This is a genomic window from Brucella tritici (genome assembly GCF_008932295.1).
In the GTDB taxonomy this organism is placed as follows: Bacteria; Pseudomonadota; Alphaproteobacteria; order Rhizobiales; family Rhizobiaceae; genus Brucella; species Brucella tritici.
In genome coordinates this window covers 128,031-139,477 of record NZ_WBWA01000011.1, presented here as the reverse complement: position 1 = coordinate 139,477, position 11,447 = coordinate 128,031, and the positions used below count along the sequence as shown (strand labels likewise).

Here is an 11,447-nt window from a genome sequence, read left to right as displayed (position 1 = left end):
CACCTATGCAGTTGACGGTGCTGGTTACTCCTACCGCGTAATCGACTCGTTCTACGGCACGTGGGGCGGCGACTGGGCTGTCTGGGGTGGCGCTGCATTCAAGGCAACCGAAAAGGCTACCTTCAACCTGCAGCTCGCTTACGACGACACCAAGACCTTCGCAGCAACCGCAAACGTTGCTTACGAACTGGTTCCTGGCTTCACGATCACCCCGGAAGTTTCCTACACCAAGTGGGACGACGAAAACATCAGCCTCGACGGCAAGGATGCTTTCCAGGGCATGGTTCGTTTCCAGCGCTCGTTCTAATCCCTCTGGGATTGTTCAAAAAGAACCCGGCAGCATCGCTGTCGGGTTTTTTGTTTGCGGATTTTCACGGTAGCGATCTTGCTTTCACCGAAATCTCGGTCTTTGTACGAATGAAAGCGGTTTGTGTTCCGCTGCTTCGCATTTCCAGCGTGGAGACGCCACGACATGTTCAAATGGTTTTGGCCCGGAGTTACGTGGACCGCAGCGCTGACCGCGCTTGCGCTCTGGTTTGGTGCCGATCGGGTCGAGACGGATATTGCAACACGTACCGGCGAAGCATTGGCTCCATATGTATGGACGGGCTTTGATGTGGACGGTCGCGACGTGACGCTTAAAGGTATTGCGCCCGATCCAGAGGCTCAGTCCGCTGCGAAAATGGCGCTGGAGCAGGTGAAGGGGATTCGCGAAACCACCGATCTGACGAGTGTTCTTCCGCTCGTGTCGCCCTATTCGCTACAGATAAAGAAGAGTGCAGACGGAATCATTCTATCTGGTTCTGTTCCTGATAATGATGTCAGGGACCGTATCATGACGGCAGCTGAAAGTGCGGCTCCGGGCATCCCGCTTGATGATGAGATGGCCGTAGGCCGAGGCAGCCCGGCGAATTTCGTTGATTCGGTGGAGTTTGCCTTGCAACTTCTGTCGGCTGTGCGGGAAGGAGAGATTGAGATTTCGGACCTCAATATCTCTGTCAAAGGCAAAGCTGCAGACGATACCAGCTATCAAAAGATAGAATCCCAGTTGCACTCCCCGCTTCCTTTCGCTCTGAAGGCAGGACGGGTAGAGATTGGCGAACCTTAGCTTTTACAGCGAGGAAGGCTGACGGAATCTCGAATTTCGTCCCCTGTTAGTTTTCTGTTCGGAATTGACAGCCCGCCTGTTCGAGCCTTTCCTTTCTCTTTATGAATAGGCATAGCGGATCATATGTTCCGTTTCCGGAATAGAAAGCGGATCTGACAATGCTTTATTTAGCCGTATCGTTTTGGCCGGTTCTCGTTGTAGCGGTTTTAATCGGTGCGGGTGTGGGCTGGCTGACCGGTTCGAAATAGTGGCGGCAAATTGGGGGCGGGGAAAAATTGACGACGATTATGTTCGTCGGGCTTGAGTAATTTGGAGTACGAGGAAACCATATGCCGTTGCTGATTGTTCAACTGGCTGTTCTTGTTGCCATCGCTTTTGTTATCGGCTGTGTTCTGGGTCGTTTCATGCGGCGCAGAAGTGCGTCGATGCCGGATCACGAGCGCACAATTATTGCAGCGGCACACGCGACATTGCCAGTTGCTGAAAAGCCGGAAGCGTCAAGTAAGATCTCTTCCCCGGCAAAAACTGAAGAACCCAAAATTTCATCCCAGCCGCGCGAACCGGAGAAGCTTCAGTTGAAAGCTGTGCCCGATGCTGAAGTTGTGGGGGACTGGCCTTCTCGGGAGGGAAAGGCGGAGGCTGAGGCAGATGCCGAGCCTGTACGCGATCCGGGCCGACCTGAGCTTTTGGAAGCTGCGCGCCTTGGAAAGCCTGATGACCTTACCGTCATCAAAGGCATTGGTGGGGCGGTTCAGGGATTGCTCAACGGGATCGGCGTGTTTCATTACGACCAGATTGCCGGCTGGAATGAAGACGAATCGCGCTGGATCGAGCGAAACATAGGCTTTCCGCGCCGTGTGGAGCGCGAGGACTGGAGCGGGCAAGCCACCAAGCTGGCGAATGCAGCAAATAAAGCCAGTGCCAGGAGATCGGAAAAGCCCGGCAAAACAGCGACCAAACCAAGATCGCGACGGACAAAAAAAGCAGGCGAATAGCCTGCTTTTTCATTTCAGAGCATTTCTACTATTTCAATATAAGCGCAAAGTTTTCTAGCGCCGACCGTAAATCAGATCGGTCTGGATATCGGCGCTACCGGTCAGACGGGCTTTGTAGACCTCATAGTTTTCCATGACGCGCTGAACATAGTTTCGTGTTTCGGAATAGGGGATACGTTCGATCCAATCGACGACCTGATCGATAGGCTTGCCGCGTGGATCGCCATATTTCTCGACCCATTCCGATGCCCGGCGGGGCCCAGCATTGTAACCGGCGAAGGTCAGAACGTAGGACCCGTTGAAACGGTCAAGCTGCTCACCGAGGAAATGGGCGCCAAGCGTTGCATTATATCCTGCATCGCTCGTGAGGCGCTGTGCTGAGAAGCTCATACCGTTGCGGGTCGCTACGCTTTTTGCCGTTGCGGGCATAAGTTGAAGCAGGCCGCGCGCGCCTGCTTTCGAAACCGCGCCGACGTTGAATTCACTTTCCTGCCGCGCGATGGCATAGGCAAGGGCTTTGCCCGATCCGCTTATATTGGCGGTGGCGGGAATTGCGCCGAGCGGATGCGATAGAGCGCCGACATCAAGGCCCCGCAGCGCAGCATTTTTGCCGACGCGCAGCGCCAGATAGTGATTCTCGTTGCGCTCGGCCATGACCGCCAGCAGGGCCAGTTCACCGACACTGTCCAGTTCCTGCGATAGCTGGTTGTAAAGCGCCGTTGCGCGACTACTGTAACCGACCTGTTCCAGCCGCCTTATTGCCTGCACGGCGGGACGAGCGGCAAACCGCGCGCGATCCACTTCAGTTGGTCTTGGATAGATGAGCTCAGGCGCTTTTTCACTCAGCTTGGCCGCTGAAAGCTGTCCGTAAAATGTCGTGCCGAAATGAGCGGAGCGACGATAATAGTCACGCGCATCGCCACCGCTACCTGCTTCAGCCGACCGCCCGAGCCAGTAGAAGGCGCGAGAAGCTGAAATCGGACGCGACGAGATTTCTGCGAGCCGGGCAAAATGCGGAGCAGCCGTCTTCGGCTGGTTCAGGGCGCGAAGCGCATACCATCCGGCATGAAATTCCGCTTCTGCGGCCATCGTGGGTGATTCGGCTGCATGAGCCGAAACCAGCTTGTAGGCGAGCTGCGGCTTGCCAAGGTCGAGCAGTTCCCGCGACAGGATACGGCGCTCAATCCACCACGCATCCGGATCGACAAGCGCCGCAGCCTGATGTGGTGCCTTCAGCATAAGGTCCGTCGCCTCGTTATAGCGCTCGGCACGACGCAGATAGCGAATCTTCAGAAACTGATAGGCCGCATTGCCCTGCCATGTCCGGTCGACATCCGCTATCGCCTTGGCTGCGTTCGGAGATTTTTGTGAGACTGCCGCAAAGGCGTTGTAGAGCGATTGAGCTTGTGCTGGTCCCGCAAGCAGTTTTGCGGATTGCATGCGGTCATTGTAGAGAGAACTTAGAATACGGCGTTGATGATCCTCGCGCGTCAGAACGCCCGAAAACTCTTTCAGTATCTTTTGCTCATCATCGGCAGAAAGACGCTGCGTGGCCCACCACGGCGAAAGCAGTCCGCGTGCTTTGCCTGCGTCGCCGGTGCTGACATAGGCGCGGGCGAGCAGAATCATACCTTCTGTAGTCTGCGGGCGTGTATTGCCGAATGTTGCGATTACGGCGGCTGGCGTTGGGTTTTCCTTGAACAGAGCCCGCTCAGAATTGCGGCGTAGAACGGACGTTCCCGGCCAGCCGCGCAAATCCGTTGCCGCCGTTGCGATTTCGGTACTTGGCACACCGTCGAGACCGGATGTCGCGATAGCCCACGTCAAAATCTGGCGGTCGAGCGAGCCATGCGGCATCCCGTTGCGGAATGCAATTGCACTCGCAACGTCGCGGGAGGAAAGGGCATCAAGCCCGCTTTTTAGCGTTCCGCCAATTGCTGCCGGGTTTTCCGTGCGGCTGACCGCTGACGTCACGACCGGGTCGGGTGTGGCGGGACGCGGCTTCGGTGTCACCAGATTCATCGGCGACTGGTGTGTGGTCGTCGGCGCAAAGGGGCGCGCGAGCGGGGTTGGCACATCAGTCGGCAGCGAAGATTGCGCGAGCGAAATCATCGGCTGCAGGGCAACCGCAACAAAGCAGCTCGCGAGGAGTGCTTTTCTTTTCAAGGATATCGCTGCGACTTGTTTTGACATTGGCTAACTAGAACAAAGACTTGGTTGATGCGCAATATGTTGTTGAAATCCGGCTTTTCTTAGCCCGGTTTTTGGCCGACGATTTCAATGATGATGATAAGCTCAAGGAATGAATCCATCCTTAATAAAGCGTTATCGCGAGTCGTTGCTCGCCGCTCGGCTGGCGGAGACTTCCAATGTTTCCGAAGGCAATCTGGCGAATAGCCGGTGAAGCATGGAGACTGCCGCGTTTTTTGCCGCAAAACTGCCGTATTACGCTTGTTTTGCCAGCTTACCCCGCTTGCTCCACTCGTGTGGCAAGACTATTGTGCAACGCCTCAACCCGGTCAGAAGCCCCAGGGTGATCCCAAGCTGATCGGTGGAATGAGGTCCAGTCTTTCTTTTTTCAGGAGTTCACTAATGCTGAAGGGCTCAATTACCGCGCTTGTCACGCCATTCGATTCCGAAGGAGCGTTCGACGAGAAAGCCTTTCGCGCATTTGTAAACTGGCAGATCGAAGAAGGCACCAAAGGACTGGTTCCCGTCGGTACGACCGGCGAAACGCCGACCCTGTCGCATGATGAGCACAAGCGCGTCATTGAGGTTTGCATTGAGGTTGCGGCTGGCCGCGTTCCGGTGATCGCCGGAGCAGGCTCCAACAATACGGTGGAAGCGATTGAACTGGCGCAGCATGCCGAAAAGGCTGGTGCTGATGCTGTTCTCGTCGTCACGCCCTATTATAACAAGCCGAACCAGCGCGGCCTGTACGAACATTTCTCGCGTGTGGCGCGCTCCATCTCGATTCCGCTCATCATCTACAATATTCCCGGTCGTTCGGTCATCGACATGACGCCGGAAACGATGGGCGCTCTCGTTCGCGACCACAAGAACATCGTGGGCGTCAAGGATGCGACCGGCAAGATCGAGCGCGTATCGGAACAGCGTGCAACCTGCGGCAAGGATTTCATCCAGCTTTCCGGCGAAGATGCTACTGCCTTGGGTTTCAACGCCCATGGCGGGGTAGGGTGCATTTCGGTGACGTCCAACATCGCGCCGCGTCTTTGCGCAGAATTCCAGGATGCATGTCAGGCTGGCGATTTTGCCAGGGCACTTGAGTTGCAGGACCGTCTGATGCCGCTGCACAAGGCGCTCTTCATCGAGCCGAACCCGTCTGGTCCGAAATATGCCCTGTCGCGTCTTGGCCGCGTGGAAAACGCGCTGCGGTCGCCGATGGTGACGGTGGAAGCTGCGACGGCTGAGAAGATCGATCAAGCCATGAAACATGCGGGTCTGGTCAACTGACCTGCCTGGAGTATTGCCAGCAAAAGCGTGAAGCGGTTTTGCTTGCGGCAATGCGACAAAACAAAGAGATGGAACGGCGCTTCGTTTCTGTAACCGTTCTTATTTACCGCTTTCGCTGATTTTTACGCTCCCGTAGCTTCGGGAGCGTTTTCATTTCAGGTATTGCACATTATATGGTGCTATCATGAACAAGCCTAAGAATTCTCCCGTGCGCAAGATGATCGCGGAAAACCGCAAGGCGCGCTTCAATTTTGAAATTCTTGATACGCTCGAAGCCGGTCTCGTCCTGACCGGCACCGAGGTCAAGTCGTTGCGCGCCAATCAATCAAACATAGCTGAAAGCTATGCGAGCTTTGAGAATGGCGAGTTCTGGCTCATCAATTCCTATATTCCGGAATATACGCAGGGCAATCGCTTCAATCATGAGCCGCGGCGCTTGCGCAAGTTGCTCATCAGCAAGCGCGAAATGTCCCGCCTGTTCAACTCTGTATCGCGCGACGGGATGACCGTGGTGCCATTGAAGCTTTACTTCAATGATCGGGGGCGGGCGAAGCTGGAACTGGCGCTGGCGCGAGGCAAGAAGACTCACGACAAGCGCGAGACCGAAAAGAAACGCGACTGGAATCGCGAAAAAGCTCGCTTGATGCGGGATAAGGGATAAAGATCAGTAGAAGAAAGAGCGCCTCAGGCGCACTTTTGATTCAGATAATCGCGTACATGCCGGAATACGGTTCGGAACATGGTATCCGTTAGCCGCCCGGTATTCGTGTTATAGCGCGAGCAATGATAGCTGGAGAAAATCCGCAGGCTGCCGATTTCGCTTGCCCGGTCATGGCCGAAGGGATGTCGCGCAACCGGGGCGCCAAGAGCACGGACCGTCGATTGATGCGCAATCGTTCCCAGCGTGACTATTGCCTGCAGATTGCGAAACCGGGTCAGCATCGGTAACAGGAATTGTCGGCAATTGTTGATCTCGGAGCCGATGGGCTTGTTTTCTGGCGGTACGCAGCGTACTGCATTGACGATACTGGCATCCAGCAGGCGCAAGCTATCGTCGGGACGGGCTTCGAACTTGCCGGCGGCGAATCCGAATTCACACAGCGTGCTGTAGAGAAGGTCGCCGGCATAATCACCGGTGAAGGGGCGCCCGGTTCGGTTGGCGCCGCGTAAACCCGGTGCCAACCCCACAATCAGGAGCCGGACATCGTCATCATGCGCTGGCAGAAACGGTGGAACGGGCGAATTATGCCACGATGGTTCCTTGCGCCGCCATTCCTGAAGGAATGCGTGCAGCCTCGGACAGATATCGCAATTGGGAGATGGTTCGGAAATCATGCCTCTGCATGAACCGGCTCGACGACGGCGTCAATAGCTGTCGTCGAGATCATCATCCTGGCGGCGCTGTGCGCGTTCCGACGGGTCGCGACCAATTTCAGCCTTGAGCGAGACCAGATCGATGAAATGATCGGCCTGACGGCGTAGTTCATCGGAAATCATGGCTGGCTGGGTGGTGAGAGTCGATACGACCGAAACCTTGCGGCCCTTGCGCTGAAGAGCTTCTGCAAGCGAGCGGAAATCGCCGTCGCCGGAGAAAATCACAAAATGGTCGACTGTATCGGTAAGCTGCATCGCATCGACCGTCAGCTCGATGTCCATATTGCCCTTCACCTTGCGGCGTCCGGTGGAATCCGTGAATTCCTTGGCGGCCTTTGTGACGACCTTGTAGCCGTTATAATCCAGCCAGTCGATCAAAGGACGGATCGAGGAATATTCCTGATCTTCAACCAAGGCCGTGTAATAATAAGCGCGGAGCAGATAGCCGCGCTTCTGAAAGGCCTTCAAAAGCTTACGATAATCGATATCGAACCCCAAAGTCTTGGAGGCAGCGTATAAATTGGCGCCATCAATAAAAAGCGCAATCTTTTCACGAGAATCAAACATCGTGCAATATATCCACTCTACGGCCGGACGGGAGTGGACCGACGACCGCTTATTCAGTTTGTTTTCTAAACGGCGGGTGGTATCAAATTTTACCAGTGCGTTTATTGCCTTCTAAGGACATATCACAGAAAAACAAGCAACCATGGGTTGTTATTTGCCCCCACTAAATTACCTATCGGGGAGTCTTGCCCCAATAATCGCTTTCAGGCTTATAAAATATTGTGCCGTTTTGACGCGCCTCCGTGTTTTATGAGGCGATTCCATGAATTTGACGTTCTTTTGGCAGATTTCATGCAGCAAGGCACGAGCATTTCCGCTTTTGCTTGTAATTTCGCTCCACAAGCGTTATGTGGGGAAAAATCCAATAAAGTTCGAGAAATGAAAGGGACCGCGCATGGCCCGCGTCACTGTTGAGGACTGCGTAGATAAGGTCGAGAACCGTTTTGAACTGGTTCTGCTGGCTGGTCACCGTGCTCGCCAAATTTCCCAGGGTGCACAGATCACCATCGACCGCGACAACGACAAGAATCCTGTCGTTGCCCTGCGCGAAATCGCCGACGAAACCCTCTCGCCGGACGATCTGAAGGAAGATCTCATCCATTCGCTGCAGAAGCATGTGGAAGTCGATGAGCCGGAAGCGGCTGCACCCGCACAGATTACTTCTTCTTCGGAAGAAGTCGCGGAAGGCATCGCAGACGCTGCCGAAGAAGATGTGGTTGCTTTCGACCGTATGTCGGAAGAAGAACTGCTTGCCGGTATCGAAGGCCTCGTTGCACCAGAGAAGAACGACGACTTCTGATCATCGTTTGAATCAACTCTCTTTTGCATGCGCTGCGACTTCCCGGTCGTGGCGCATGTTTTTATGCGTCGATAGCCGTGCAGGCTGGCTTGTCGCAAAGGTTATGAATGCTCGTGATGGCTTGCGAAAAGCACCAATGACGAGCGATTTCTGCCAGAAATTAATATTGTCGGCAGAAAATTAAGCCTAAACGTCGAGAACTATTCGATTTTCGGCGATTTTGGGTCACAATATCCGGTGTGCTGGACCCGATATGGTTCCAGGTATCGGTTTCGAAAGGGAGTTCTCGTAGATGATGCGCCAATATGAGCTTGTGGAGCGTGTACAGCGATACAAGCCTGACGTGAACGAGGCGCTTCTCAACAAGGCATATGTCTATGCCATGCAAAAGCATGGCAGTCAGAAGCGCGCTTCCGGCGACCCCTATTTTTCCCATCCGCTCGAAGTCGCTGCGATCCTCACCGATATGCATCTCGACGAAGCGACGATTGCCATCGCGCTCCTGCACGACACGATTGAAGACACGACGGCCACCCGGCAGGAAATCGATCAGCTCTTCGGCCCTGAAATCGGCAAGCTTGTCGAGGGTCTGACCAAGCTCAAGAAGCTCGACCTCGTTTCGAAGAAGGCTGTACAGGCGGAAAACCTTCGCAAGCTGCTTCTGGCGATTTCCGAAGATGTGCGCGTGCTTCTGGTGAAGCTTGCCGACCGTCTGCATAACATGCGCACGCTGGGCGTGATGCGGGAAGACAAGCGCCTGCGTATTGCCGAGGAAACGATGGATATCTATGCGCCACTCGCTGGCCGCATGGGTATGCAGGATATGCGCGAAGAGCTGGAAGAGCTGGCCTTCCGCTATATCAATCCCGATGCATGGCGCGCTGTGACGGATCGCCTGGCCGAGCTTCTGGAAAAGAACCGCGGGCTGCTGCAGAAAATCGAAAAGGACCTCTCCGAAATTTTCGAGAAGCACGGCATCAAGGCCAGTGTAAAGAGCCGTCAGAAGAAGGCGTGGTCGGTTTTCCGCAAGATGGAAACCAAGGGCCTGTCATTCGAGCAACTCTCCGACATTTTCGGCTTCCGTGTCATGGTCGATACGATGCAGGATTGCTATCGGGCACTCGGTCTTATTCATACGACATGGTCGATGGTGCCGGGTCGGTTCAAGGATTACATTTCCACGCCCAAGCAGAACGATTACCGCTCGATCCACACCACTATCATCGGCCCTTCGCGTCAGCGTATCGAACTGCAGATTCGTACGCGCGAAATGGACGAGATTGCCGAATTTGGCGTTGCAGCGCATTCGATCTACAAGGATCGTGGCAGCGCCAACAATCCGCACAAAATGTCCACCGAAACCAATGCTTATGCATGGCTGCGCCAAACGATCGAGCAGCTTTCCGAAGGCGACAATCCCGAAGAGTTTCTCGAGCACACCAAGCTTGAGCTGTTTCAGGATCAGGTCTTCTGCTTCACGCCGAAAGGGCGTCTCATCGCTTTGCCTCGTGGTGCAACGCCGATCGATTTCGCCTATGCCGTTCACACCGATATCGGCGATAGCTGCGTGGGTGCTAAGGTCAACGGGCGCATCATGCCGCTGATGACCGAACTGAAGAACGGCGATGAGGTGGATATCATCCGCTCCAAGGCGCAGGTTCCGCCAGCAGCCTGGGAGTCGCTTGTCGCGACCGGCAAGGCGCGTGCCGCCATTCGGCGCGCAACCCGCTCTGCTGTCCGCAAGCAATATTCAGGGCTTGGCATGCGTATTCTGGAACGCGCTTTCGAACGTGCCGGAAAGCCGTTCAGCAAGGATATATTGAAGCCGGGACTTCCGCGCCTGGCGCGCAAGGATGTCGAGGATGTGCTGGCCGCAGTCGGACGCGGTGAGTTGCCGTCAACCGATGTGGTGAAGGCTGTCTATCCAGACTATCAGGACACACGCGTCACATCGCAGAACAGCCCGGCCAAGACGGGTGAAAAGGGCTGGTTCAACATTCAGAACGCCGCCGGCATGATCTTCAAGGTGCCGGAAGGCAGTGAAGATGCCGCCAAGGACGAAGCCGGGGCTATGCCGAAGCCTGGAAAGAAGGCGCTGCCGATTCGCGGCACCAATTCGGACCTGCCTGTGCGTTTCGCCCCGGAAGGTGCCGTCCCCGGAGATCGTATCGTCGGCATTCTGCAGCCTGGTGCCGGTATCACGATCTATCCGATCCAGTCGCCTGCGCTGACGGCCTATGACGATCAGCCGGAGCGCTGGATTGATGTGCGTTGGGACATTGACGAGCAGATGAGCGAGCGTTTCCCGGCACGCGTCAGCGTATCGGCTATCAATTCGCCCGGCTCACTGGCAGAGATCGCACAGATCGTGGCGGCCAACGACGCGAATATTCACAATCTCTCCATGGTGCGCACGGCACCGGATTTCACCGAGATGATTATCGATGTCGAGGTTTGGGACCTCAAGCATCTCAACCGTATCATTTCCCAATTGAAAGAGAGCGCGAGCGTCAGCGGCGCGAAACGCGTGAACGGATAGGACTAAGATGAATACCGAAGATGTGCTTGCCGTCTTCCGCGAAGCGGGAGCGATCCTTGAAGGCCACTTTATTCTGACGTCAGGCCTGCGCAGCCCTGTTTTCCTTCAGAAGGCGCGTGTTTTCATGCATGCCGACAAGACGGAAAAGCTTTGCAAGGCTCTCGCAGAGAAAATCAAGGCGGCAAATCTTGGAACCATCGATTACGTGGTCGGACCGGCGATTGGTGGCCTGATCCCTTCCTACGAGACCTCGCGCCATCTGCATGTTCCGTCGGTATGGGTGGAACGTGAAAATGGTGTCTTCCGTCTGCGCCGATTTGATGTGCCGAAAGGTGCTCGGGTCGTTATCGTGGAAGATATTGTCACGACTGGACTTTCTATCCGCGAAACGATCGATTGCATGAAGGACCTCGGCATCGAAGTCTTGGCTGCGGCCTGCATTGTCGACCGTTCGGCAGGGAAGGCAGATGTTGGCACCAAGCTGATTTCTCTCGCTGAATATGAAGTTCCAGCCTATCCTGCGGATAAATTGCCGCCGGAACTTGCTGCAATCCCGGCTGTGAAGCCCGGTAGTCGCAACATTTAAACAAG

11 protein-coding genes and 1 pseudogene are annotated in these 11,447 nt (G+C 55.2%); 8 read left to right on the top strand and 4 right to left on the bottom strand.

The features are described 5' to 3' along the window. Positions 1-133, bottom strand: a 133-nt coding sequence (locus F9K91_RS26790) for a hypothetical protein (RefSeq protein WP_459562243.1), incomplete at its 3' end; no start/stop codon positions are given. On the opposite strand from F9K91_RS26790, the pseudogene F9K91_RS13615 reads away from it, so the two are divergent. From F9K91_RS13615 to F9K91_RS13605, 3 genes and pseudogenes are all read left to right on the top strand, one after another. Further along, positions 98-307 (top strand): annotated as a pseudogene (locus tag F9K91_RS13615) (porin); the annotation flags it as partial. The gene F9K91_RS26790 and the pseudogene F9K91_RS13615 sit on opposite strands and share 36 nt — an antisense overlap. Positions 308-472: 165 nt before the next feature. After that, positions 473-1,108: a BON domain-containing protein gene (locus tag F9K91_RS13610; RefSeq protein WP_151677979.1), complete on the top strand. Its 636-nt coding sequence runs from the start codon at positions 473-475 to the stop codon at positions 1,106-1,108. A gap of 329 nt (positions 1,109-1,437) precedes the next feature. After that, the gene (locus F9K91_RS13605; RefSeq protein ID WP_151651803.1) at positions 1,438-2,103 is read left to right on the top strand and encodes a 50S ribosomal protein L21; all 666 of its coding nucleotides are present in this window, start codon (positions 1,438-1,440) and stop codon (positions 2,101-2,103) included. A 54-nt stretch (positions 2,104-2,157) separates the two neighbouring features. On the opposite strand, the gene F9K91_RS13600 is transcribed toward F9K91_RS13605, so the two are convergent. Continuing rightward, positions 2,158-4,215, bottom strand: coding sequence for a lytic transglycosylase domain-containing protein (locus F9K91_RS13600; RefSeq protein ID WP_151677978.1), 2,058 nt, complete (start codon positions 4,213-4,215; stop codon positions 2,158-2,160). A gap of 480 nt (positions 4,216-4,695) precedes the next feature. Here F9K91_RS13600 and dapA point away from each other — a divergent pair, with 480 nt between their 5' ends. Next, a complete protein-coding gene (gene dapA / locus F9K91_RS13595; protein WP_151677977.1) occupies positions 4,696-5,577 on the top strand; it encodes a 4-hydroxy-tetrahydrodipicolinate synthase in 882 nt (293 codons plus the stop codon). Between the two features lie 184 nt (positions 5,578-5,761). Further along, the gene (smpB, locus tag F9K91_RS13590; protein ID WP_061347277.1) at positions 5,762-6,238 is read left to right on the top strand and encodes an SsrA-binding protein SmpB; all 477 of its coding nucleotides are present in this window, start codon (positions 5,762-5,764) and stop codon (positions 6,236-6,238) included. Positions 6,239-6,261: 23 nt separating this feature from the next. On the opposite strand, the gene F9K91_RS13585 is transcribed toward smpB, so the two are convergent. Together F9K91_RS13585 and F9K91_RS13580 are read right to left on the bottom strand one after the other, a co-directional pair. Further along, on the bottom strand, positions 6,262-6,912 hold the full coding sequence (locus tag F9K91_RS13585) for a uracil-DNA glycosylase (RefSeq protein ID WP_151677976.1): 651 nt from the start codon (positions 6,910-6,912) through the stop codon (positions 6,262-6,264). 30 nt (positions 6,913-6,942) lie between these two features. Beyond that, entirely contained in the window at positions 6,943-7,518 is a 576-nt protein-coding gene (locus F9K91_RS13580; protein WP_151554852.1) for a LabA-like NYN domain-containing protein, read from the bottom strand. 394 nt (positions 7,519-7,912) lie between these two features. Here F9K91_RS13580 and rpoZ point away from each other — a divergent pair, with 394 nt between their 5' ends. The 3 genes from rpoZ (at position 7,913) to pyrE (ending at position 11,442) form a co-directional block, all read left to right on the top strand. Next, on the top strand, positions 7,913-8,317 hold the full coding sequence (gene rpoZ / locus F9K91_RS13575) for a DNA-directed RNA polymerase subunit omega (RefSeq protein WP_061347279.1): 405 nt from the start codon (positions 7,913-7,915) through the stop codon (positions 8,315-8,317). 292 nt (positions 8,318-8,609) lie between these two features. Then, the gene (locus tag F9K91_RS13570; protein WP_151554851.1) at positions 8,610-10,856 is read left to right on the top strand and encodes a RelA/SpoT family protein; all 2,247 of its coding nucleotides are present in this window, start codon (positions 8,610-8,612) and stop codon (positions 10,854-10,856) included. 7 nt (positions 10,857-10,863) lie between these two features. Further along, positions 10,864-11,442 carry an orotate phosphoribosyltransferase gene (gene pyrE / locus F9K91_RS13565; RefSeq protein WP_151554850.1) on the top strand — a complete coding sequence of 193 codons (579 nt, stop codon included), beginning with the start codon at positions 10,864-10,866 and terminating at the stop codon, positions 11,440-11,442. Positions 11,443-11,447 lie beyond the last annotated feature (5 nt).